Consider the following 22,371-nt stretch of genomic DNA (forward strand, 5'->3'; position numbering starts at 1 on the left):
AGGAAGGTGCTTATGAAACTCCCAAAAATAATTCCGTTACTATTAATTGTACTAAGTGCTTTCTCTATGAATATAACAAATCCATCATCGGTTTCTGCTGCTGATGAAATAACAATTGATATTTTACCAGAAGAAGTACTACTTAACATTGATAACATGAAACCTGGAGATTGGGCTCCAAGATCTGTTGTTGTACAAAATAACGGTATATTGGATTTTGATTATTTCGTATCCGTTAGACCATATGGGGATTCAATGAAACTTTATAATGAATTATTACTGGAAATCAGCGACTCGGATGAAATCCTTTACAATGGTAAGCTGCAAGATTTTAATGGATTAGCCGCTCGTACGTTAGAGAGTTCCCGTGAAGAGACGTTGGAATTCACAGTGCGATTTCCAGAACATTTGGGTAACGATTTTCAAGGATTGAATGCAAATTTTTATCTGCTGTTTACAGCCGAAGGGGAAAGCGATGACCGAGATGAACAATCTATTGCTGGCGCAGTTAGCAGTGGAGGAAACTCGCCTCACGACGGTTCTCCACTTCCAAGTACAGCAACCGACATTTTTAACTTTCTTCTTATCGGGCTGATTCTGTTATTAGCAGGTACGATAATCTATTTTTACAATAGAAAAAGAGCATTATAGTACTTATTTATCAGGTGGGAAAGGTGTACGGATAGCGTGCGAAATAAGTAACAATTTTAATTTCTTATACTACAAAACTAGTGTCTATATGACAAAACAAGTCACCCAATTAATGCTAAATATATAGTAAAATATGCTTATGTATTGATTGTTATAAGTAATCGCGTTTGAGGTTGAGGCAGGATTTTTAGTCAAAAGCCTTACTGGTAATAACTAAATTATCTGGATTAGTGATGGAGGCGGAATTGTGGATAAGGTAATTGAAATTGTTGCGTTTGATCAAGAATGGATTACATTAATAAAAAGTGCGAAAAAACTAGGTATATCGTTAGAGGAAGTTCGGCAGTTTCTGAATAGTGCAAGTAAAAAGATATAAGTTTGATTTAATTTTTGCTAACAATAGAACTCTTCACCGTAATTATGATATAATTCGCAGAGAAAGTAGGTGAAGAACTTGATCGGTGAAAAAATCAAACAATTACGAAAAGAAAAGCGGATGACGATTTCAGAGCTTGCTGAAAAAGCGGGAGTAGCGAAGTCCTATTTAAGCTCGATTGAGCGAAACCTTCAGTCAAACCCATCGATCCAGTTTATCGAGAAAATCAGTCAAGTGTTAGGCGTTTCTGTGAACGATTTGATAAATGATAGTAATTCGATAGTTGAAACAGAGTTAGATAGTGAATGGATGAAAATAGTAAAAGAGGCAATGGAGTCTGGAGTTTCTAAAGAACAATTTAAGGAATATCTTGAATTTAATAAATGGCGACAAGAACAAGATAAATAGGTCACCTAACCGTTTAGCACCGTGCTTTACGGTTTTTTGATGTGCAACGTAATACACGTTCCCTGCTCTTGTGAAATAAGAAGCTCAAGTAACCATTAAATACCCAATGAAGAAAACGCATAAGATATATATTGAAATCTTTAAAGATTGGAATCCATATTAACTTTGTAAGATTATTGCCGATATAAATAATATATAGCAAAGGTGTACAAACAGTTATAGAAATTGAATTTTATAGCTTGAAGCGTATTTTGATAAACGATTAATCTAGATTTTTTACGGAGGAAAACATTAATGAAACGTAGAGAAACTAGGAAACGGAATGAGAGAGGTACACCGAAATGGATGGTTACATACTCAGATATGGTTACCCTAATTCTCGTTTTCTTCATTTTATTATTCTCCATGTCACAAATTGATTTGAATAAATTTAAAGCGATATCGCAATCTTTTCAAGATAGAATGATACTTGATTTCTCTTCATCAGCTGTGCCGATGGATAATCCAACAGAGCAAATTAACCAAGATGATGATTTGGGGGAAATGCCGAATGAATTTGAATTTCCATCACAGGATAAAGAGGTGATGAATCAAGAAGAGGCAGAAAAGGAAGATCCATTAAATGGTTTATTAGAAGATATCGAATCCTATTTGAATGAAAATGATTTAAATGAGGTTATTACCGCTAATAGAACAGAACGAGGCATTGTATTAGTGTTACAGGACAGCATTTTTTTCGAATCTGGTGAAGCAGACATTTTAGAAGAAGGGGAGCCCTTTTTGCAAGAAATCGGCTATCTGCTTATGGAAATCCCTAATGAAGTAAAGGTTGAAGGGCACACGGACAGCCGACCGATGAGCAGTTTTCGTTATCCATCAAACTGGGAACTATCTGGTGGGCGAGCAAGTAGTGTCGTACGGTATTTGATTGAGGAGTTTAATATTGATGAATCTCGCTTTTCAATAGCTGGATATGGTGAGACAAGACCGAGGGTACCGAATGATACAGAAGCGAACATGCGGGAAAACAGAAGAGTGGAAATAATTATCTTGAATACAGGTGAGGAATAGATTGTTTCCATTTGAACTGTAAAGGTATTAGCTTATAGATTATAGATATAATGAAAAAGGCTATGGTATTGTATCATAGCCTTTTCGTTTGACTTGTCTTGGAGAATTTACATGTGCGGATTCTTAAGATTTACTTCATACCATTTCTTATCCAATGATTCAGTTTCCGCTATGGCTTTCATGCTGGCGTTTGGAAAAATCTTTTTGACATTTTCAACTTCACTATCAGTTAACCTTAATTCTCTATGGTACGTACCATCCTTGAAGGAGTCTCTAATGAAAGATTCGAACGTTACATTCTGGCTTAATTTCAACACAATTTAATTCCCCCTAAATTACGGATTACTAATGGTGTGGTGACGATTTAAAATGGAGCTCTTAAGTGATTTTCCAGATAAGATAATTGAATTTTCTACAAGGACTTCCATCGGGTCTACACAATATTTTTTAATCTCAGGATCTAAGTAGACAGAAGATAATTCTGTACAACCTAAAATTACAGACGAACAATTTTCATTTGTAATCAGATGTTGAATCATATCCTCCAACTCATAAGGCTGATAATTAACATCTGCTTTGATGTTGTAGATCGTACGCATAATTCTTTGTTGATCGAATTCACTCGGGTGATACGGCCTAAGGTTAAAATTCAAGCATTCTCTTTCATATATACCAGTAGCAATTGTGCCATCTGTAGCTAAAATACCAACTTTACTATTCTCTCCATATCTCTTGTTAATAAACGCTGCAGTTTCACGGACCATATTAATAATGTTTACTTTTGTCATATTTTGCATTTGTTCATAAAAATAATGCGATGTATTACAAGGGATAGCTATATTTTCTACTCCTGCCTTTTCCAGAAGTTCAATATCTGGTTTGACTGCATTTAAGAAAGACAATTCTTTACCTTCTAAAATAGCCTTGGTTCTATCTGGCAATGTAGCATGGTTAAGAATAATCATATCGATATGATCTTGGTCTTTGGATGCAACCGTATTTTCTATTATTTTCTCAAAAAATACTTTTGTGGCTAAAGAACCCATTCCGCCAATCACACCTAGCTTTTTGTCTGTCATTATACCACCACCGGTTATTAAAATATTTATTAGAGTGAAACTTTTTCAGCTAAGGCATCTAAAATAATTTCTTTTTCATTAAAAGGAATTTCTGTATCTCCTATAATTTGTGTTGTCTCATGCCCCTTACCAGCAATTACGATCATATCATTGTCTTTGCTAATACGGATTGCATGCTGGATTGCTTTTTCTCGGTCTGGTATTGCTTCAAAGTCACCATTGTTACGAATGATAGCTTCTGTTGTTTCATTTATCATAATGGATGGATTATGTTGTTTTGGATTATCAAGTGTCACAATAGAAAAGTCAGCAAATTCAGCTGCAACCCTACCCATACCTTGTCGTTTTTCTGTTCCATTTTCACTTGTATCAGCGTATACGCCAAACACTAATATGATTTTTCCTTTAACGAAGGGTCTCATAATACTTAATGTTTTTTGGAGTGCGTCTTCCGTGTGTGCAAAATCGACAATAACTTTGAAATCATCTTTTTCATAGATAACTTCAAATCGTCCTTGAATTGTTTTGATATTGTTTATACCCGATTGTATTACTTCCAATGGAATACCATTACTATAAGCACATGCAATAGCTGCTAGGCTATTGAGCACATAAATATCGCCAGGTAAATTTACTTTAATTCTTACACTGCCAGTCGGGGTATTAACTGTATATAGAGTATGATCGAAAGCATAATGGATATCCGTTGCACAGATATCTGCTTTACTATGAATACCATACGTGATTAACTTTGGATTATCGTTCTTAACCATTTCAATCAATTGTTGTCCATAGTAATCATCGGCATTTATAATGTTGTAATCGCTGGTCATTTTGAACAACTTTGCTTTTTCCCCAAAATATTCCTCCATATTTTTATGGAGTTCTAAATGGTCAGGTGATAGATTTGTAAAAATTGCCGTATTGAACTTACTATATGCTACACGCTGTAGGCTTATTGCATGGGATGATGCTTCCATAATACAATTATCGATCTTTTCCGTGACCATTTCTGAGAAGAAATATTGAAGATCTAATGACATAGGCGTTGTGTTTTTATTTTTAACTACTTTATTATTCATCACGGTTCCTAGTGTACCAATAAGCGCAATGGACTTTCTTGCTTCTTCATAAATAGATTTAACAAAATAAGTAGTTGATGTCTTCCCATTTGTCCCTGTTATACCAATCAAATTTAGGTTTTCTGTAGGATTATTATAAAAATTACTGGAGACATTTGCTAACGCATTTCTTGAATTAGCTACTTTTAAAACGGTTATCCCTTTATCAACTGTTATCGCTTTTTCAGAGATGATAACCGAAGCCCCCTGTTTAATTGCATTATGAATAAAAGCATGTCCATCAAATTGAAAACCAGAAATCGCAACGAATATACCATCCTTTGTAACGTTTCTAGAATCGTAGGCAATTGCTTTAATATCTTTATTTAAATCACCTTGAACTATATCAAACTGCATGCCCTGTATAATGGATGTTAATAACATAATTGAGCGCTCCTTTTATTACCTATCGTTTTGTAACCTTATGAAATACTTTTCCGAACAAATTTGCAGCAAATGAAAATGCAGGCTTCGGATCGTTCCAGTCCCAGATTGCATATGCTTTTGGTCTAAATAAAGATTTAAGAACCGTCATCGCTGACAGTTGACCAGTCTTAATATAATCTTTAACTGCTAACATATCTTCATAAAAATACCAAAATGCTGTATTTGTATTATGATTTACAGCTTTTGGTTCAAGAGGTTGTCCAGTAAGTTCCATATACGTAATGTATGGGAAGTTTAATCCGACTTTGTACAGTAAACTATTCAGGTTTGTAATCCTAGCATTAATTTCAATTAGGTAATAATCACCTGTTTCTGCATCTTTTTTAAATTCGATTTCGGCAAAGCCTTTAAATTTTATTGCTTCTAAAAAGTTAGCACCTAATTCATATAGCTCCGGTACATGTTTTTGAACGGTATAGACAGAAGCCCCAAAATTAATTGGATATTGACGAAGTTTTCTACATGTAGTCCAATGGGTTACTTTAGCATCTTGATTAAGATATGCATCAAAGGTATACATATGATCATCAAAACCAGGGATGATTCGTTGGATGATAACTTCAAGATCAGCATTTTTTGCTAGCTCTATTTTTTCTTCCAGCTCTTCCATTGAGTGCACTTTAAATAATTTTCTTCTAAACTTCTTTACAAAGTTAGGGGAGTCTACTGGCTTAACTAAACACGGAAACTTAATAATACTTTCGACCTTTTCATGAAAGTTTTCTGTGTCAATCGTTAGTGTTTCAGGAACTTTCATACCTTTTTCCTCTGCTAACTGATGTAGTTTGCCTTTATCCATTACCGTTGTATATAGCCCTTGTTCGGTTTGCGGGATTAGGTAATATTCACGAATCTCATCTAAATAAGCGTCAATAGCTTCCACATATGAATCGTGACAAGGTATAAGAACTGGTTTCACGTCCTGTGACTTTGCATAATCAATTAAAGCATCAATAAATTCTTTTGTTTCATTTTGATAGTGAGGGACAATTAGCTTTTCCGAAACATATTTTGATTCAGCTGCATATCTATTCTCTTCTGAATAGTCCACTGCAACAGTGTGTATGCCATACTTTCCCAAACAGCGAATAGTGCTCAGTCCTAAATAGTAGTTATTTCCTAAAATTACAGCTTTATTATTCATTACTTTCGACTCCTTAACAGAATACGTTTGCGTATATTATTTACTTGTTATATGTCAATAGGTGTTAATATAATATGTTCATAGATTATTAATTATAAAGGTAACTAATCTTAATGTCTATATGAGTATAGTTGATTCTCGACAAAGTTCGCTTGTATATTCAACTTACAATGAAGAGAAATAATTTGTTTTTATAAAAAAAAAAGCTATATAAAGCGTTATTTTTAAAAAAACTATATAAATTGTGCGGATTTCATTATAATTACCTTATAATAAATTTTCGCGGGGATTGTATTTTTTTGGGAGGTTTGGTAGATTAATGATGACAAAGTACTACTATTGGGTTCTCCCAATCAGTTGGATGTGTATTATATTTTTTTCTTCAGCAACTCCATATGAGAAGCAGGACATTAAACCATTCCTGAATAATATGGTAGATTTAAGTTTTTTAGAAAGTATAGTGGGTTGGATATCTTTTACGTTTAATAAATCGGTTATAAGTGTGGATACACTTGGTATAAATGGCTTTGTCGAGTTCTTTATACGTAAGGGTACTCATGTGACGGTATACTTTTTATTAGTTTTGTTTTTTTACCTTGCTTTTCGAAAAACTATTGAGAATACAAAGCGTTGGCATTGTCTCGTTTACTCTTATCTGCTGACAGTTTTATACGCTGTATCAGATGAGATGCATCAGGGGTTGACGCCGAATCGTACCGCTTATATTGGCGATGTTGGATTAGATAGTTTAGGTGCGTTGCTTGCAGTACTTGTAATTGCATTGTGTTGGAGGAAAAACAGAAGAACAGACAGAAATGTTAAATTTTGACGAAAGATATGATGAACGGAATTTTATTTTTTTATTTTCGACACACTTCGACACCGTTCTATGTAAAATTATGCTACAGTTCTCATTAAATGTAAAAACATAACCTAGAAAACAAGTAAAAGGCGGGAATTTGATGAAAGAGCAAGAAAAGTATAAAGAAATGCTAAGCAAGATGATCGATGAAACAGAGAAGAAAAAAATAATTAGTTCAGAAGATTTAATTAAAAAGCTAATTAGTGAGCTTTCTCGTAGTGAGCGTTTATCAAAATATACACATTCCCAAGTTATAGCAAAATAAAAAAACTGCATCCTCATGCTTGAGAACGCAGTTTTTTTATTCATCTTCTGTTTCGTTCGATGTAACATCAATTTCAATGTATTTTTGATCGATTGTTTTTAATTCTGCTTGCCCGTTTGTTAAATCAATCATCCAATTTTGAAATGCTTCTGCCTCATCTTGTTTCACGTACACAATAAATTCAACATTTTCCACATAATTTATTGTTTCAAGAAGATGCTCGGAATTTCGGAGTTCATTTTCTGTTTTGCCAAGTAAAGTATAATCGACTGTAATAGAAAAGCCTTGCATCAGTTTTCTTCTTACAATGCCGGTTGCTTTAATCGCCTGAGAGGTTGTACCACCATATGCACGAATTAATCCGCCTGCTCCTAGCTTAATGCCACCGAAGTATCTTGTGACGACAACAGCAGTATCCTTCAACTGTTGTTTCTTCAGAACCTCTAACATCGGCACTCCAGCTGTTCCGCTTGGCTCCCCATCGTCATTTGCCTTTTGAATTTGGTCATGCTCGCCGATAATATATGCTGAACAGTTATGTGTAGCATCTGCATGCTTTTTCTTAATTTCTTGTATAAATTCATGGGCAGCCTCTTCAGTTTCTACTCTACGCACATAACCAATAAACCGCGATTTTTGAATGATTAATTCATCATTTCCATTCTTTTTAACAGTTAAATAGCTTTTTAGCATCTTGATTTTCTCACCTCAAACGAACATGATAGTAGATGTATCGTCTTTCTAAACGTTAAAAAAATAAAAAAATATCAATTACCAGATGAAATTTACGGTTAAAAGGGAAAAGACCCTTTAAAAAATAAAACGATGTACGTATAATTATAACACAGGTTGGTGGGGAATGATGAGTGTAAAAATAACTGAGAAGGCTTTGGATCATGTTATTGATGATATGGTCGAAGTTGTGGAAAATAGTAAAGATGAGATTTTTAATATTAGTGAAGAAGCACGCAAGGAGCACGACCACCTTGTTTTGGAACTGAAAGAAACGAAAGAAAAAGTGCTGCAGCATATTGAAAATGGGGATAAGTTAGAAGAACGCGTACGATTTTCAAGGAAGCGGTTAGCAGAGGTTAGTAAATACTTCGAGCGCTATTCTGAGGAAGATATTCGCGAAGTGTATGAAAATACCCATCTCATGCAAACCAATTTGGCTATTTTACGTCAGGAAGAAAAAGCTTTACGTGATAAACGAGACGAATTAGAAAGAAGGTTAATTACGTTAACTCATACGATCAATCGAGCAGAGGGTTTGGCTGGGAAAATTTCTGTTATTCTTAATTATTTGCAGGATGATTTTAGACAAGTAAATGAAATGATTGAAAATGCTAAGGAAAAACAGGAATTTGGTCTTAAGATAATTGAAGCGCAAGAAGATGAACGACGAAAAATATCCAGAGAAATTCATGATGGACCAGCACAAATGCTTGCGAACATTTTACTTCGGTCTGAGATTGTTGAACGAACTATTCGTAATGGTTCGATGGACGATGCGATAGAAGAAATTAAAAGTGTTCGAAAAATGGTACGTTCCTCATTGTATGAGGTAAGAAGAATCATTTACGACCTTAGACCAATGGCATTAGACGATCTTGGACTTGTGCCTACCATGAAAAAATACGTTGACAGTATTTCAGACTACAGCAAAGTACCGATAGAGTTTTCAGTCTTTGGAGAAGAAAAGCGACTTAATTCAAAATATGAGGTTGCATTTTTTAGATTAATGCAAGAATCCATTCAAAATGCAATAAAACATAGTGAAGCTAGTCAAATTCAAGTGAAGTTAGAAATACGTAGAAACAGCTTAACAATGGTTATTAAAGATAATGGAAAAGGCTTTGATGTTAGCTTGAAAAAGGATAAATCTTTCGGTTTAATTGGGATGCGAGAAAGGGTGGAAATGTTAGAAGGAGAGTTACATATTCAGTCCTCCCCAGGTAAGGGGACAGCGATTATCATAAAAGTTCCCTATTAATCAGGTTACGTATATAATAGGTTATATAGAATTATTGATGCAAATAAAATGAATGAAACATGCATCATTAATCTCATAAAAGAAAATTCATATATAGAGAAAGAAAAATGATCTGTCATAATCATAATAGGGCGTAAAAGAACTAGTATTTAGTATGTGGGAGGAATAAAGGCAATGAATACAGAGAAAAAAATTAGCATTGTATTAATAGATGATCACAAATTATTTCGTGAAGGTGTAAAAAGAATACTAGATTTTGAGCCATCTTTTGAAGTAGTAGCTGAAGGTGATAATGGTGCAGTAGCGTCTAAACTGGTTAAAGAGAACAATCCGGATGTTGTCTTAATGGATATAAATATGCCGGAAATAAATGGAGTGCAGGCGACTGCTGATTTAGTAAGATACTTTCCAAATACGAAAGTAATTATTCTATCTATTCATGATGATGAAAGCTATGTGACACATGCATTGAAAACTGGAGCACAAGGCTACTTATTGAAAGAAATGGATTCCGATTCATTAATTGAAGCGATTAAAGTGGTCAGTGATGGCGGTTCTTACTTACATCCGAAAATTACACATAATCTAGTGAAAGAATATCGACGTCTCGCTAGAGAAAACAGTTCAAGTATCGCTGATAAAGGTATTGAATACCGCAAACCATTACACTTGCTTACAAAGCGTGAATGTCAGGTATTGCAGTTACTGGCCGATGGCAAAAGTAACCGTGCAGTAGCTGAAACCTTATACATCAGTGAAAAGACAGTAAAGAACCATGTAAGTAATATTTTACAAAAAATGAATGTAAACGATCGTACACAGGCAGTAGTTTCAGCTATCCGTAAAGGTTGGGTTGAGGTCATCTAGCTGCATTGTTCTTAAAATACCCTGATGGTACTGATCATCAGGGTATTTTTTCGTGTGTATCTATAGGGTAATTATGATTGAACGACTAATCCGCGAATTTTCGATAAAAAGAAATACCTCTTTGCATGCATCATCAACAAAATTGCGCTCCTAGATAGGTTTTCTACCAATCTCAAAACATACATGAGAAGAAACTGAATAACAAGTGCTTTTTAGAAAAAGTTGAGGTAAAATAAAAAATGACATAAATCGTATTAGAGGTGAAGATAGGTTATGAAAGTTGCTGTAATGACAGATAGCACAGCATATATACCTGCTGAAATAAGAGAAAAAGCCAATATTCATATGGTTCCGCTTAGCGTTGTCTTTGGAGATAAATCCTATGAGGAAGAAATAGATATTACAACAGAAGAATTCTATCAAAAAGTAAGAGAAACAAAGCAATTACCAAAAACCTCACAACCTTCCATCGGATATGTAACGACCAAATTAGAAGAGCTAAAAAAAGATTATGATGCAGTTGTGTCCGTCCATCTATCCAGTGGCATCAGCGGGACGTATCAAACAGTTATTAGTGCTGGAGAAATGATAGATGGGATTGATGTTTATGCATATGATTCCGAAATGAGTTGTATGGTACAGGGTTTCTATGCATTGGAAGCAGCAAAAATGGCTGAACAAGGGAAGGCAGTTGGGGAGATTATTCAACGATTAGATGAGATGAAAGAAACCATGAAAGCTTATTTTATGGTAGACGATCTAACTAACTTGCAACGTGGTGGCCGTCTTTCAGGTGCCCAGGCATTGGTTGGAAGTCTCTTGCAAGTAAAGCCAATCCTCCATTTCTCTGAAAAACTTATCGTACCATTTGAAAAAATTCGTACACGTAAAAAGGCGATCAACCGAATTATTGGGATGCTTGAGGAAGATGCCAATAAAGGAAAAGACCTTTCTGTTGTTTTCATCCATGGTAATGATGAAGCATCTGCACTGGAACTACGAGATGCATTTTTACAAAAGTATCCTTCGATGGAAGCGACAATTAGCTATTTTGGACCTGTTATTGGCACCCACCTAGGCGAAGGGGCTATCGGTGTTGGTTGGTATGTGAAATAGTCAGCTGACCAATATAAAAAATAATCGTCATTTCCAGCCGTGAGTCTGGGAATGACGAAATCATGAGAAAGAGAGTGAATTCATGGCAAACAAAATTACGATAAAACAGGATGAATACCACTTGCATTTCGCTGGAAAATTATTATTAAGAAGAGAAATACCTCTAGATGATACAGCCTTCAAACAGTTACTTGCAACGAAACAATTTACTCCGCTAAAACCCATCAAAGAAAAAAACTTCCATCTTCATTGCGAGCGATGTGGCAATGAAAAGTCCTCTCTTTTTGGAAAGTTTCCGTGTACTCAATGTGAATCTACCCATGTTTACTGTCGTAAATGTATTGAGATGGGGAGAGTTAGTGAATGTGAAAAACTTTATTTGTGGACAGGCGAAAAGCCGATTTGGCCGCGGCATGAAAGTCCTTGTACATGGGAGGGAAGTCTTACAGTTGCGCAACAAAAAGCTGCTGATCGTATTGTTAGTGCTATCCGTATAAATGAAAAGGAAACGCTTATTTGGGCTGTATGTGGGGCTGGTAAAACAGAGATGCTATTTCCAGGCATTACAGAGGCATTAATATGCGGGAAGCGCGTTTGCTTAGCCACACCACGAGCTGATGTGGTGAAAGAATTATACCCCAGACTGCAACAGGCATTTCGAGCAGTAACGATCCAAGCATTGTATGGTGGTAGTTTAGATAAAGCTGGAACAGCTCAGCTGATTATCGCTACAACACATCAATTACTTCGTTATCAGGAAGCATTTGACGTCATAATCATTGATGAAATCGATGCGTTTCCATTTCACGCAGACCCGTCCTTGCCATATGCTGCAAATCGAGCCAAAAAGTCCGAAAGTGCTACGGTTTATTTAACGGCAACGCCACGCAGTAAACAGCGCAAACGAATCCAACGTAAACAATTACCACACATATTCGTCCCACTTCGCTTTCACGGCAAACCTTTACCTGTCCCCAAAGCTAAAATGTGCTTTAGTTTAAAACGTGATCTCCAAAACTTAACAATTCCAAAAACAATTATAAACTGGTTGAAAAACCGGAAAAACCCAGGCAGACAGCTATTGATATTCACTCCAACAATTATGCTTGCTGAAAAATTGCAAAAACCATTTGAAATTCTCCTGCTGCAAACTGGATTACTACATTCAGCTAAGCAGCTGCAATCTGTCCATGCCCAAGATCCTGATAGGGGAATAAAAGTTCAAGCTTTCAGAGAAAAGGAAATAGTTGCTTTGATTACGACAACCATTTTGGAACGTGGGGTAACATTCCCTTCTGTCGATGTTGTCATATTGGATGCGGGGCATGATGTCTTTGATGAAGCGGCACTTGTACAAATTGCTGGAAGAGCAGGAAGGAGCCCGGATGATCCGACGGGGGAAGTAATCTTATTCCATCAAGGGAAGACAGAAGCTATACATGAAGCCATTACTTCTATAAAAGAAATGAATAAGAGAGGAGGATTTTAAGAATGGATTGTATAGCTTGTCAAAGTGAGATAATTATGCAGATTACCTGGGCTAATTTATTTCAGTTGTCTCTGCCTCGCCCTATTTGTGATGAATGTGCAGCAGGTTTAAATCTGTTAGGAGGAAAGCAATGTAAAAAGTGTAGTCGTCCGTCGATAGAGAAAATTTGTTCAGATTGTCTGTGGTGGGAGCAGCAAGAAGAAATGAACACTATTGAATTTAATCACTCCATATTTTCCTACAATGAAAAAATGAAGGCAATTGTTGCAACCTGGAAGTATCGGGGAGATTATGTGCTAGGAGAAATATTCCGAGATTATGTCTCCAAAGCTTTTCGAGAAAGGTTTTCTTTTTTGGGAAAAGAGTCCCTAGCAGTCCCAATTCCATTAAGTGGAGAACGAATTTTGGAGCGGGGGTTTAATCAAGCACTCCAATTGTGCGAGTTCTTACCAATTGAGCACGCAGGCATCCTCTCGCGCATTCATGGAGAAAAGCAGTCAAAGAAAACGAGACACGAACGAATTACTTCAGAAAACCCATTTTTTATAAAACAACCTATTAACAAAGCTGTCGTACTTGTCGATGATATATATACAACAGGTACAACTTTACGTCATGCAGCTCAATTATTAAAGCAGCATGGATGTCCGACTGTGTATGCATTTACACTGATTCGAGGATAGCTTTTAGGTGTGCTATAATTATGGAAAGTGGGAATAAATATGGCTGAGTTAGCTAATTGTGTCCGGTGTAATACGGTTTTTGTAAAAGGGTTGCGTGATATTTGCCAGAACTGTTATAGAAAAGAAGAGGAAGCATTTCAAACAGTCTATCGTTTTTTAAGAGAAAGAAAAAACAGAGAGGCAACATTAATTGAAATCATCGAAGCTACTGGAGTAGAAGAATCGTTGATTATCAAATTTATAAAGGAAAAACGACTTCTCCCGTCTGATTTTCCAAAGCTTGCTTATCCATGTGAAAAATGTGGAAATGAAATTACTTCTGGAAAGCTATGCATTTCATGCACGGAAGAATTAAAAAATGATTTAACGGCATATGAAAAAACAGAAAAGGTTATGGAAGAAGCACGTAAAAAAAGTTCATCTAATATTGATACGTATTATGCAATTGATAAGCATAAAAAATAAATATGATTTTGCTGTTTCAGTACTGGCGATAAATCAAACTAAAAGTATTTAATAAGTTGACTAAGCTGCCGATAAATAAATAGAGAGAAAAGATGATCGTTGAAATAAATATTTAGAACAAAACGGGGTGAAGTTCAGGATGAAGATAAATGGTCCAAATCAAACAAATTTTAATCCTTATAAGCAGCAAATACAAAAACAATCTGAACTAACAAAAGGGGCGAAGCAAAAAGATCGCATCGAAATTTCCAACGAAGCAAAGCAGCTGCAAGAAAGTGGAAAAACGAATGAAAAACGAGCAGCTTACGTTCAAGAAATTAAACAGGCAGTTGATTCTGGAGAATATAAAGTGAACCCGGAGAAAGCAGTGCAAAAGATGCTGCAATTCTGGTCGAAATAATAGCGTAAGGAGGACTGGAGATTGTCCGCAGACACAATAAGAGAGTCATTGGAAAAGTTAGTTCAAATTCATACAGATTTATTAGCTGTTTCTGAAGACAAGACACGTATCGTAAAGGAAGGCGCCATTGAAAATCTGCAAAAGCTTCTAGTGGAAGAACGAAAACAATTACGACTATTGGAACAAGCAGAGAATAAGAGGCAGCAAGCTGTAAGTAACTGGTGTGCATTGAATCATATTCAAGCAGAGGATGCTACGATTACAAATATTTTAAAGCACATCACGCTTGAAAAGGAGCAAGTCAAACTTGAAAATGCAGCAACAAAGCTTACAGAACTGATTACGAAACTAAAACAGCAAGAGCAGTTGAACCAAGTTTTAATTAGTCAGTCAATGCAGTTTGTCCAAGTGTCACTTGATTTGATGAGTCCAACATTAAAAAGCATGAATTACGGAGTCAAAAATGAAACCGATGTATCGAATCGGTCCGTTTTTGACTCGAAGGCATAAAGGAGTAAAGCTAATGAGCACATTTCATGGCTTGGAGATGGCAAGGCAAGCCCTTGCCACACAACAAGCAGCACTATATACAACGGGTCATAATATAGCGAATGCAAATACAGAAGGCTACTCAAGACAACGCGTTAATTTTGAAACACTATCAGCTTTCCCAGCTGCATCACGTAATCGTCCGCAAATACCAGGGCAAATGGGAACTGGAGTAGAAGCTGGATCGGTTCAGCGTATTCGCAATCAGTTTTTAGATAATCAATTCCGTGGTGAAAATAGTACTTCGGGATACTGGTCAACAAGAGCAGAGGCATTAAGCCGTATGGAGTCTTTATTAAACGAACCTTCCGATGCTGGTCTATCTAAAACAATGGATCAGTTTTGGCAATCCTTACAAGATCTTGCAGTTAACCCGGAAAATTCAGGTGCAAGATCTGTCGTGCTCGAGCGTGCCCATGCAGTAGCAGATACATTTAATTATATGTCAGAGTCGCTGACCAATATACGCACGGATTTGCAAAAGCAGATTGATGTAACCGTGAAAGATGCGAACACATTGATTGATGGAATCAACGAGTTAAATAAACAGATTAAGCATTTGGAAACACACGGTTATAGTGCCAATGATTTATATGACCGCAGAGATATGTTAATAGACAATCTTTCTGAAATCGTAAGCATTGATGTTTCATACGATAAAAGTCATCTTCCGCCGAATAAACAAGGTGATGGTGTTGCAACGATTAATCTTGTAAATGAAGCAGGAACGTCAATTATGGATACGCCGTTAATTGACGGAGTATCTGGAGTTGCTCAAGCATTTGACGAACCTAACTATGAAACAGCAGAAGGATTACTTGCTGTTACTAACCTTACAATTGGTGGTACAGAAGTTGATATTTTGGCTACAGAAGGTTCACTCAAAGGTCTGATAGATGCATTTGGCTATGTGGATGAATCCGGTGAAGTTGTTGGGGATTATCCTGAGATGCTGCGTAACCTGGATAAAATGGCATATGCGTTTGCAACTGCATTTAATGCACAGCATCAGGCAGGTAAAATTGGTGATGAAAATGGAGCTGCATTCTTTACTGAATTTGGCACGGAAGAAGATGCTTATATTGGTGCAGCTGGGGCAATTTCGGTATTGCTTGAAGATGGAAGTCAAATAGCAACGAGTACAACCGGCGATTCTGGTAATGGGGATAACGCATCGATGTTAGCAGATGTTTTCAACAAGAGTGATGCTACATTAGATGGTGCGAGTATTAAAAAGTACTATGAATCTGTGATTGGAGACCTTGGCGTAACAGCTGAGCATGCAAACAGAATGACAGAAAATACAAACACACTGTTAGGACAAGTGCAGAACCAGCGTCTGGCTGTAAGCTCAGTTTCGTTGGATGAAGAAATGTCGAATATGATTAAATTTCAACATGCATATAGTGCTGCTGCAAGAAGCATGACAGCAATGGATGAAATGCTGGATCGAATTATAAATAGTATGGGATTAGTAGGAAGGTAGGAGATTTGAATGCGTGTGACACAGGGAATGATTTCGAATAATATGCTCCGTAACTTAACGAATAGTTATGGGAAAATGGATACGTATTTGCACCAGTTGAGCACCGGTAAAAAGATTAACCGTCCTTCTGATGACCCAGTTATTGCGATGAAAGGCATGAGCTACCGCACAGAGCTTGTAAGAGTAGAACAATATATTCGGAATACAAATGAAGTGCATAATTGGATGGATAATACCGATGCAGCACTTGATAAAGCTACTTCTGCAATGCAGCGTATACGAGAGCTCGCTGTACAGGCAAGTAACGGGACATACGATAAAGAAGAGCTTGTTAATATCAGTGAAGAAGTAAAGCAATTAAAAGAACATATGATTGAGATTGCAAATACAAATGTAAATGATAAATATATCTTTAATGGTACAAAAACGGATACAGCTCCAATAAATCAAGAAACTGGTGCAGTTGATTTTGACAATTCCCCTGTATTAATTGAAGTTTCCAGTGGAACAGCATTAAAAGCAAATGTTGACGGAAATGAAGTTTTTGGTGGTGAACCAAGTATTTTTGATGCGATTGATACATTTATTGAAAAGCTTGAAGCGACTGGTGATAGTGATTTAGATAATGAGGCTATTGATGCTAGTATCGCTGAATTGGATATTGGTATAAATAACATCGTCAATGCCCGTGCAGAGCTTGGAGCACGCATGAATCGCTTGGAGCTGGTCGAAAATCGTTTAAGCGAACAGGAAGTTATTGCAACACAGACCATGTCACAAAATGAAGACATTGATTACGCAAAAGCAATTACAGAATTAATTACCCAAGAAAGCCTGCACCGTGCAGCGTTATCAGCAGGAGCAAGAATTATCCAGCCATCTTTAGTAGATTTCTTAAGATGATAACAAAAGCATAATTGTCCTTGCAGGCTCAGTACGCAATGTCCTGTGTGTCGTTGGATGCTAAGCTGTACGGACGTAAAACATAAGCCCTGGCCCGTTATAGGGTTCAGGGTTTATGTTGCGTTTAAACTATTTTCAGTAAAATATGGTCTTAGATAGAAGGAGTGCGCTGCATATGCAAATTCCACAAATACGGATGCAATCACAACAGGCACAAATTGAAATTCAAAATACAGATGCAAAACTAGAAATTTCTCAACCGCAAGCAGAACTAAACATCCAACAGCCACAAGCAGAACTATCGATACGAACTACTCCAGGGAAGCTTCGTATTGATCAAACCCAAGCATGGGCAGACTTAAACTTAATGCATATCACCGAGCGAAATGAACGTTTTGCAAGAGAAGGAAAAAATTCACTCATGCATGGGATTGCGAGACGTGCTCGACAAGGTGATGAGTTGATGAAAATTGAAAATGGTGGAGATCCATTAATTAATCAAGCGATTCAAAATAGTTCAGATCCAATGAAGTCTCTTGGAATTAAGTTCATACCTTCTCATTTTTCAGTGAAAACAAGCTATCAGCCAGCTGAAGTACATATCGATGTTCAAACCAAGAAACCAATTATAAATGCAACACCTCGAAGTCCGGAATTTACCTATGAGGCTGGTAATGTCACAACAAGTTTGAAACAAAGGCAGTATCTAAAAATCAGTTTTACTAATTTATATGTATAGGAAAGGACGACTCGAAATGAATATACAAACAAAATATCTAGGGGAAATTGCAATAGATGAACGTAAAATAATTCATTTTTTAACTGGTATTCCTGGGTTTCCTAACGAAAAGGAGTTTGTATTAATGGACTTGCCTGACACACCAATTTTTCAGGTTTTACAGTCTATTAAAACGCCAACAGTAGCATTTATCGTTTCAAATCCATATCAAATATACCCAGATTATTCAATTGAACTAGATGATAATCTTATCGAGAGCCTGCAAATCAAGGAGGAAAAGGAAGTTGCAGTTGTAGCTATTGTAACGTTGAAACAACCTTTTCATATAAGTACATTAAACCTTAAGGCACCGATTGTTATCAACACAAGTCTAGGACAAGGGAAACAATATATTTTAAATACAGAAGCATATTCTTCAAAAGCACCAATTACACCTCAGTCAGTTGAGAGAGAGGGGTAAAAAAAATGTTGGTTTTAACAAGAAAACGAAATGAAGCAATTCAAATTGGCGAAGATATTGAGATTAAGGTACTAGCAATTGAAGGGGATCAAATTAAACTTGGTATAGCTGCACCACAATCTGTTGATATTTATCGTAAAGAAATATACTTGGACATCAAACAGCAAAATAATGAAGCAGCAGGTGTATCTCTAGACCTATTTGAGATGCTTAAAGAAACAAAAGAATAATGAAGTATTTTTATTTAAAGCTTTAGAAAGTATAGGGTGTAACCGATATAAAAAGAAAAAGTTTAGGAGTGCATTGACATGGCGTTAGATAAAGTAATGTCAGCACCTCAATCTCTGCTAAATAACGAATACAACACGAAATTAATAACAGAAATTGGGAGTAAGGGAATAGGGGCAGACACGCATTATAAGGTTGAAGACAAGATAGATAAAAATGAAGTTGACATGGTCGTTCAAAAGCTAAATGAATTTATGGAGCCTATTAGAAGGAACCTTAAATTTGAACTGCATGACAAATTGGATAAGTACTACGTTACAGTCGTTGACTCGAATACGAATGAAGTGATTAAAGAAATCCCGCCGAAAAAAATGCTTGATATGTATGCAGAAATGGCAGATTTTATGGGGATTTTAATTGATAGGAAGATTTAAGGGAGAGGATCAAGAGTATGCGAATTGGTGGATTAGCCAGTGGTATTGATACAGATACGATTATTAAAGATCTGATGAAAGCTGAACGAATGCCTTTGGATAAAATGGAACAGGATAAAATAAAATTTGAATGGAAGCGAGATGCTTTTCGAGATATTAATAAGCAAGTAGCTGAAATTGAAAAAATGATTACCGACATGAGATTAAATAGTAGTATGATTAATGCCAAAACAATCAGTTCTACAATGGGAAATGCAGTAACTGCTACAGGTTCTTCGTCTGCTACCAATGGTTCGTATGAGATTGCAGTAACTCAGTTGGCTAAGAATGCGATTAATGTGAGTACTGGTAAAGTGGGGAAAGATGTTGATCTATCTAATTATGTTGATGAGGAAATAACATTCTATACGTATGGTGAAGCATATACAACAGAAGATGGTACTGAGGTAGCTGAGGGAATGCAAGCGCGAACCTTTACAATTAATGAAGGTGATACATTAAAAGATGTGTTAAAAAAAATAGAAAGTGCAGATAAAAATGTACGTGCTTTTTATGATGAGCAGACACAGCAAGTTGTATTGGAAACGAAGAGGTCCGGGGATTATAATACAGATTCTAATAAATATGGCGGTAAGGAAATCGGATTTGATGACGATTCCTTCTTTACTAATGTATTAAAAATGGATCTAGGAGAAGAACAAGGCGGTACAAACGCCAAATTCACATATAATGGTGTCTTGGAGTTGGAATCAAAAGAAAACAGATACACATTAAACGGTATTACCTTTGAATTCAAAGATACAACAGGAACAGTAGATAATCCTCAAAGCGCCAAACTTACAGTTTCAAATGACGTGGACACTGCTGTCGAGAATATAACAAAACTCGTTACAAAATATAATGAATTAGTGGAATCGTTAAACTCTTCACAGCAAGAGCAGAGATATCGGGATTTCCCACCATTAACAAATGCACAGCGCGAAGAAATGTCTGAAAATGAAATTGAACTTTGGGAAGAAAAGGCAAAAAGTGGACTTCTTAAGGGAGAATCTATTATTACATCTTCTTTATTTGATGTACGCCAAGGTTGGTATCAAACGGTTGAAAATGGTAGTCAATTTAAACTATTAACAGATATTGGTCTGTCAACAACGAAGGATTATTTAGATGGTGGTAAACTCGAGATCAATGAAGGGGATTTGAGAACCGCACTCACAAATGATCCGGAAAGTGTCCAAAAGCTACTGTTAAATAATGTAGAAGGCGAAGGTCGTGGACTATTAAATCGCCTTGAGGATTCTCTTGAAAATACAATCGGCCGAATTGAAAAGCATGCTGGTAAAGGTTCCTATACATCTGAAATGTATACAATCGGTAGACGTATGGATGATCTCGATGGTCGAATCTCTGCATTTGAAGACAAACTTACAAGAATTGAAGACCGATACTGGAGACAGTTTTCAGCAATGGAGCAAGCGATTTCCAGGATGAATAATCAATCCGCAATGCTCATGAATGCTTTTGGCGGAGGAACGATGTAGCTCATTAAGGAAGGAGTGAACGGCTAATGGGAGCAAATAAAGCGTATCAAGCCTATCAAAATAACGCTGTAAATACGGCATCTGGTGGAGAGCTAACCTTAATGCTCTATAATGGATGCATGAAATTCATTAAACAGGCAATGAAAGACGTGAATGACAACAATTATGAAGCAAAAAATAAAAATATCCAGAAGGCACAAAACATTATTCAGGAACTAATGATTACACTAGATCCGAAAATGGAAATATCAAAGCAAATCATGCCTCTGTACGAGTTCATGCAATTTCAGTTGAAAGAAGCAAATATTAAAAATGACGTGAAGAAGTTGGAAGAAGTTTTGGAATTTGTAACAGAATTCCGTGACACATGGAAACAAGTTATTCTAAAAAATCGTCAGCAGCAATTTGCCAAAGGCGAACCGGTATAATGAACAGAGCGGAGCCAGTTTATGAGTTGACAATGCAAATGAAACAACTCTTAAATCAGGAGATTACAGGTAAAACGAGAGAGTCGATAATTGAACAGTTGACAGCATTAATTACACAACGCGGAATTGCTATGAAAGCATTAAATCCACCATATACTGAAGCAGAAAAGCAACTTGGTAAAGAACTTATGCAAGTTAATGAGGAAATTCAATCGAAAATGCAGATGCTATTTTTGGATTTAAAAAAAGAAATGAAGCAGGTCAAAATGCAGAAAAAATCAAACCAGTCCTATACGAATCCTTATAAAAATGTCCAAACAATGGACGGAATGTTTATGGATAGCAAAAAATAATGGGTGATGGCGTGTACAATGTACACGTCATTTTTTATTTATATATTAACTTTAATATTTTTTTGTAAATTATATTAATAAAATGTAAATCTCCTAATGCTTGATATCATGCGGTTTACAGATGATTTTACAAAAAACAGCAAATTTTCCGGAAGGTTTAAACAGGAAAAGTTGGTGGTAACGTAGTATAATAAAACTATAAAGAATAAAGGAGGACACTTTTATGAAATTTAACATTCGTGGTGAAAATCTCGAGGTGACTGGAGCAATTAAAGAATACGTTGAAAAAAAGATCAGCAAGCTAGAAAGATACTTCGATGATGCTCCAACGTCCGATGTACATGTAAATTTAAGTGTCTATAATGATGAACAACGAATTGAAGTTACAATCCCAATGACAAATCTATTATTACGCGGTGAAGTTCAACACATAGATTTATACGCTGCTGTAGATCTTGTAGTTGATAAACTAGAAAGACAGATTCGTAAATATAAAACTAAAATAAATCGAAAAACCAGACAGAATGGTGCACCTAAATATGCTTTTGCTGAAATGGAAAAAAGTGCAAATGCTGTTGAAGAAGAAAGTGATGAAATCGAAATCGTAAGAACAAAACGATTTAATTTAAAACCAATGGATTCAGAAGAAGCAATTCTTCAAATGGATATGCTTGGTCATGAGTTCTTTGTTTTTACAAATGACCAATCTGGTGATACAAACGTTGTATATCGACGTAGAGATGGCAAGTATGGATTAATTGAACCAAATGTATTTTAAATAAAGTTAGAGAAATAAAGACGACTCCAAATTTG

General features: G+C 36.1%; 28 protein-coding genes. 24 read left to right on the plus strand and 4 right to left on the minus strand.

Annotated elements, in window-relative coordinates; translation table 11 throughout:
• The first annotated feature begins 12 nt into the window (after window positions 1-12).
• From NYE61_RS20535 to motS, 4 genes are all read left to right on the plus strand, one after another.
• Window positions 13-651 carry an LPXTG cell wall anchor domain-containing protein gene (locus NYE61_RS20535; RefSeq protein ID WP_251659212.1) on the plus strand — a complete coding sequence of 213 codons (639 nt, stop codon included), beginning with the start codon at window positions 13-15 and terminating at the stop codon, window positions 649-651.
• Between the two features lie 247 nt (window positions 652-898).
• The gene (locus tag NYE61_RS20540; protein WP_251659211.1) at window positions 899-1,027 is read left to right on the plus strand and encodes an anti-repressor SinI family protein; all 129 of its coding nucleotides are present in this window, start codon (window positions 899-901) and stop codon (window positions 1,025-1,027) included.
• 78 nt (window positions 1,028-1,105) lie between these two features.
• Window positions 1,106-1,435, plus strand: a complete 330-nt coding sequence (locus tag NYE61_RS20545; protein WP_095311112.1) for a helix-turn-helix domain-containing protein — start codon at window positions 1,106-1,108, stop codon at window positions 1,433-1,435.
• Window positions 1,436-1,729: 294 nt separating this feature from the next.
• Window positions 1,730-2,506, plus strand: coding sequence for a flagellar motor protein MotS (gene motS, locus NYE61_RS20550; protein ID WP_095311114.1), 777 nt, complete (start codon window positions 1,730-1,732; stop codon window positions 2,504-2,506).
• Window positions 2,507-2,841: 335 nt separating this feature from the next.
• On the opposite strand, the gene NYE61_RS20555 is transcribed toward motS, so the two are convergent.
• From NYE61_RS20555 to NYE61_RS20565, 3 genes are read right to left on the minus strand one after another with little or no spacing between them, the layout of a single operon-like run.
• Window positions 2,842-3,585: an amino acid racemase gene (locus NYE61_RS20555; RefSeq protein ID WP_095311118.1), complete on the minus strand. Its 744-nt coding sequence runs from the start codon at window positions 3,583-3,585 to the stop codon at window positions 2,842-2,844.
• A 29-nt stretch (window positions 3,586-3,614) separates the two neighbouring features.
• Entirely contained in the window at window positions 3,615-5,090 is a 1,476-nt protein-coding gene (locus NYE61_RS20560) for a UDP-N-acetylmuramoyl-L-alanyl-D-glutamate--2,6-diaminopimelate ligase (RefSeq protein WP_303448180.1), read from the minus strand.
• Window positions 5,091-5,112: 22 nt separating this feature from the next.
• Complete coding sequence (locus NYE61_RS20565) at window positions 5,113-6,297, minus strand: carboxylate--amine ligase (RefSeq protein ID WP_095311121.1); 1,185 nt, start codon at window positions 6,295-6,297, stop codon at window positions 5,113-5,115.
• 319 nt (window positions 6,298-6,616) lie between these two features.
• On the opposite strand from NYE61_RS20565, the gene NYE61_RS20570 reads away from it, so the two are divergent.
• Window positions 6,617-7,126 carry a VanZ family protein gene (locus tag NYE61_RS20570; protein WP_316246659.1) on the plus strand — a complete coding sequence of 170 codons (510 nt, stop codon included), beginning with the start codon at window positions 6,617-6,619 and terminating at the stop codon, window positions 7,124-7,126.
• A 133-nt stretch (window positions 7,127-7,259) separates the two neighbouring features.
• Window positions 7,260-7,424, plus strand: a complete 165-nt coding sequence (locus NYE61_RS20575) for a hypothetical protein (protein ID WP_158586267.1) — start codon at window positions 7,260-7,262, stop codon at window positions 7,422-7,424.
• A gap of 36 nt (window positions 7,425-7,460) precedes the next feature.
• On the opposite strand, the gene NYE61_RS20580 is transcribed toward NYE61_RS20575, so the two are convergent.
• Window positions 7,461-8,117, minus strand: coding sequence for a YigZ family protein (locus tag NYE61_RS20580; protein ID WP_303448179.1), 657 nt, complete (start codon window positions 8,115-8,117; stop codon window positions 7,461-7,463).
• 169 nt (window positions 8,118-8,286) lie between these two features.
• Here NYE61_RS20580 and NYE61_RS20585 point away from each other — a divergent pair, with 169 nt between their 5' ends.
• The 18 genes from NYE61_RS20585 to raiA all read left to right on the plus strand — a co-directional run bounded on the left by NYE61_RS20585 (window position 8,287) and on the right by raiA (window position 22,336).
• Window positions 8,287-9,417, plus strand: a complete 1,131-nt coding sequence (locus NYE61_RS20585) for a sensor histidine kinase (RefSeq protein ID WP_095311125.1) — start codon at window positions 8,287-8,289, stop codon at window positions 9,415-9,417.
• 174 nt (window positions 9,418-9,591) lie between these two features.
• On the plus strand, window positions 9,592-10,284 hold the full coding sequence (locus NYE61_RS20590; RefSeq protein WP_095311127.1) for a response regulator transcription factor: 693 nt from the start codon (window positions 9,592-9,594) through the stop codon (window positions 10,282-10,284).
• A 273-nt stretch (window positions 10,285-10,557) separates the two neighbouring features.
• Entirely contained in the window at window positions 10,558-11,400 is an 843-nt protein-coding gene (locus NYE61_RS20595; protein WP_303448178.1) for a DegV family protein, read from the plus strand.
• An 82-nt stretch (window positions 11,401-11,482) separates the two neighbouring features.
• Window positions 11,483-12,889 carry a DEAD/DEAH box helicase gene (locus tag NYE61_RS20600; protein WP_303448177.1) on the plus strand — a complete coding sequence of 469 codons (1,407 nt, stop codon included), beginning with the start codon at window positions 11,483-11,485 and terminating at the stop codon, window positions 12,887-12,889.
• 2 nt (window positions 12,890-12,891) lie between these two features.
• Window positions 12,892-13,572 (plus strand): ComF family protein, encoded by a 681-nt coding sequence (locus NYE61_RS20605; RefSeq protein WP_303448176.1) that lies wholly within the window; start codon window positions 12,892-12,894, stop codon window positions 13,570-13,572.
• 39 nt (window positions 13,573-13,611) lie between these two features.
• Window positions 13,612-14,037, plus strand: a complete 426-nt coding sequence (locus NYE61_RS20610; protein WP_095311136.1) for a TIGR03826 family flagellar region protein — start codon at window positions 13,612-13,614, stop codon at window positions 14,035-14,037.
• 139 nt (window positions 14,038-14,176) lie between these two features.
• Complete coding sequence (gene flgM, locus NYE61_RS20615) at window positions 14,177-14,437, plus strand: flagellar biosynthesis anti-sigma factor FlgM (RefSeq protein WP_303448175.1); 261 nt, start codon at window positions 14,177-14,179, stop codon at window positions 14,435-14,437.
• A 21-nt stretch (window positions 14,438-14,458) separates the two neighbouring features.
• Window positions 14,459-14,947: a flagellar protein FlgN gene (locus tag NYE61_RS20620; RefSeq protein WP_095311140.1), complete on the plus strand. Its 489-nt coding sequence runs from the start codon at window positions 14,459-14,461 to the stop codon at window positions 14,945-14,947.
• A 13-nt stretch (window positions 14,948-14,960) separates the two neighbouring features.
• Window positions 14,961-16,472, plus strand: coding sequence for a flagellar hook-associated protein FlgK (flgK, locus tag NYE61_RS20625; RefSeq protein WP_303448174.1), 1,512 nt, complete (start codon window positions 14,961-14,963; stop codon window positions 16,470-16,472).
• A gap of 9 nt (window positions 16,473-16,481) precedes the next feature.
• Window positions 16,482-17,375 (plus strand): flagellar hook-associated protein FlgL, encoded by an 894-nt coding sequence (flgL, locus tag NYE61_RS20630; protein WP_095311143.1) that lies wholly within the window; start codon window positions 16,482-16,484, stop codon window positions 17,373-17,375.
• Between the two features lie 175 nt (window positions 17,376-17,550).
• Entirely contained in the window at window positions 17,551-18,114 is a 564-nt protein-coding gene (locus tag NYE61_RS20635) for a DUF6470 family protein (protein ID WP_095311145.1), read from the plus strand.
• 16 nt (window positions 18,115-18,130) lie between these two features.
• A complete protein-coding gene (fliW, locus tag NYE61_RS20640) occupies window positions 18,131-18,574 on the plus strand; it encodes a flagellar assembly protein FliW (protein WP_118889663.1) in 444 nt (147 codons plus the stop codon).
• A 5-nt stretch (window positions 18,575-18,579) separates the two neighbouring features.
• Window positions 18,580-18,804 (plus strand): carbon storage regulator CsrA, encoded by a 225-nt coding sequence (gene csrA, locus NYE61_RS20645; protein ID WP_095311148.1) that lies wholly within the window; start codon window positions 18,580-18,582, stop codon window positions 18,802-18,804.
• Window positions 18,805-18,882: 78 nt separating this feature from the next.
• Window positions 18,883-19,236: a flagellar protein FlaG gene (flaG, locus tag NYE61_RS20650; protein ID WP_095311150.1), complete on the plus strand. Its 354-nt coding sequence runs from the start codon at window positions 18,883-18,885 to the stop codon at window positions 19,234-19,236.
• 17 nt (window positions 19,237-19,253) lie between these two features.
• Window positions 19,254-20,777, plus strand: a complete 1,524-nt coding sequence (locus tag NYE61_RS20655; protein WP_303448173.1) for a flagellar hook-associated protein 2 — start codon at window positions 19,254-19,256, stop codon at window positions 20,775-20,777.
• A 26-nt stretch (window positions 20,778-20,803) separates the two neighbouring features.
• Entirely contained in the window at window positions 20,804-21,205 is a 402-nt protein-coding gene (fliS, locus tag NYE61_RS20660; protein ID WP_095311153.1) for a flagellar export chaperone FliS, read from the plus strand.
• Window positions 21,205-21,558 (plus strand): flagellar protein FliT, encoded by a 354-nt coding sequence (locus NYE61_RS20665; RefSeq protein ID WP_095311155.1) that lies wholly within the window; start codon window positions 21,205-21,207, stop codon window positions 21,556-21,558. Before fliS ends, NYE61_RS20665 begins: the two co-directional genes overlap by 1 nt.
• Before the next feature lie 223 nt (window positions 21,559-21,781).
• Window positions 21,782-22,336: a ribosome-associated translation inhibitor RaiA gene (raiA, locus tag NYE61_RS20670; RefSeq protein ID WP_095311157.1), complete on the plus strand. Its 555-nt coding sequence runs from the start codon at window positions 21,782-21,784 to the stop codon at window positions 22,334-22,336.
• Window positions 22,337-22,371: the final 35 nt, after the last annotated feature.

This window comes from Oceanobacillus sp. FSL W7-1304 (assembly GCF_037969805.1).
Taxonomy (GTDB): Bacteria; Bacillota; Bacilli; order Bacillales; family Amphibacillaceae; genus Oceanobacillus; species Oceanobacillus profundus.

What these genes read in the sequence shown, in the direction of transcription:
- NYE61_RS20535 (WP_251659212.1), top strand. Translation starts at nt 13, where the DNA reads ATGAAACTCCCAAAAATAATTCCGTTACTATTAATTGTACTAAGTGCT.
- motS (WP_095311114.1), top strand. Translation starts at nt 1,730, where the DNA reads ATGAAACGTAGAGAAACTAGGAAACGGAATGAGAGAGGTACACCGAAA.
- NYE61_RS20555 (WP_095311118.1), bottom strand. Translation starts at nt 3,585, where the DNA reads ATGACAGACAAAAAGCTAGGTGTGATTGGCGGAATGGGTTCTTTAGCC.
- NYE61_RS20560 (WP_303448180.1), bottom strand. Translation starts at nt 5,090, where the DNA reads ATGTTATTAACATCCATTATACAGGGCATGCAGTTTGATATAGTTCAA.
- NYE61_RS20565 (WP_095311121.1), bottom strand. Translation starts at nt 6,297, where the DNA reads ATGAATAATAAAGCTGTAATTTTAGGAAATAACTACTATTTAGGACTG.
- NYE61_RS20570 (WP_316246659.1), top strand. Translation starts at nt 6,617, where the DNA reads ATGATGACAAAGTACTACTATTGGGTTCTCCCAATCAGTTGGATGTGT.
- NYE61_RS20575 (WP_158586267.1), top strand. Translation starts at nt 7,260, where the DNA reads ATGAAAGAGCAAGAAAAGTATAAAGAAATGCTAAGCAAGATGATCGAT.
- NYE61_RS20580 (WP_303448179.1), bottom strand. Translation starts at nt 8,117, where the DNA reads ATGCTAAAAAGCTATTTAACTGTTAAAAAGAATGGAAATGATGAATTA.
- NYE61_RS20585 (WP_095311125.1), top strand. Translation starts at nt 8,287, where the DNA reads ATGAGTGTAAAAATAACTGAGAAGGCTTTGGATCATGTTATTGATGAT.
- NYE61_RS20590 (WP_095311127.1), top strand. Translation starts at nt 9,592, where the DNA reads ATGAATACAGAGAAAAAAATTAGCATTGTATTAATAGATGATCACAAA.
- NYE61_RS20595 (WP_303448178.1), top strand. Translation starts at nt 10,558, where the DNA reads ATGAAAGTTGCTGTAATGACAGATAGCACAGCATATATACCTGCTGAA.
- NYE61_RS20600 (WP_303448177.1), top strand. Translation starts at nt 11,483, where the DNA reads ATGGCAAACAAAATTACGATAAAACAGGATGAATACCACTTGCATTTC.
- NYE61_RS20605 (WP_303448176.1), top strand. Translation starts at nt 12,892, where the DNA reads ATGGATTGTATAGCTTGTCAAAGTGAGATAATTATGCAGATTACCTGG.
- NYE61_RS20610 (WP_095311136.1), top strand. Translation starts at nt 13,612, where the DNA reads ATGGCTGAGTTAGCTAATTGTGTCCGGTGTAATACGGTTTTTGTAAAA.
- flgM (WP_303448175.1), top strand. Translation starts at nt 14,177, where the DNA reads ATGAAGATAAATGGTCCAAATCAAACAAATTTTAATCCTTATAAGCAG.
- flgK (WP_303448174.1), top strand. Translation starts at nt 14,961, where the DNA reads ATGAGCACATTTCATGGCTTGGAGATGGCAAGGCAAGCCCTTGCCACA.
- flgL (WP_095311143.1), top strand. Translation starts at nt 16,482, where the DNA reads ATGCGTGTGACACAGGGAATGATTTCGAATAATATGCTCCGTAACTTA.
- NYE61_RS20635 (WP_095311145.1), top strand. Translation starts at nt 17,551, where the DNA reads ATGCAAATTCCACAAATACGGATGCAATCACAACAGGCACAAATTGAA.
- fliW (WP_118889663.1), top strand. Translation starts at nt 18,131, where the DNA reads ATGAATATACAAACAAAATATCTAGGGGAAATTGCAATAGATGAACGT.
- csrA (WP_095311148.1), top strand. Translation starts at nt 18,580, where the DNA reads ATGTTGGTTTTAACAAGAAAACGAAATGAAGCAATTCAAATTGGCGAA.
- flaG (WP_095311150.1), top strand. Translation starts at nt 18,883, where the DNA reads ATGGCGTTAGATAAAGTAATGTCAGCACCTCAATCTCTGCTAAATAAC.
- NYE61_RS20655 (WP_303448173.1), top strand. Translation starts at nt 19,254, where the DNA reads ATGCGAATTGGTGGATTAGCCAGTGGTATTGATACAGATACGATTATT.
- fliS (WP_095311153.1), top strand. Translation starts at nt 20,804, where the DNA reads ATGGGAGCAAATAAAGCGTATCAAGCCTATCAAAATAACGCTGTAAAT.
- NYE61_RS20665 (WP_095311155.1), top strand. Translation starts at nt 21,205, where the DNA reads ATGAACAGAGCGGAGCCAGTTTATGAGTTGACAATGCAAATGAAACAA.
- raiA (WP_095311157.1), top strand. Translation starts at nt 21,782, where the DNA reads ATGAAATTTAACATTCGTGGTGAAAATCTCGAGGTGACTGGAGCAATT.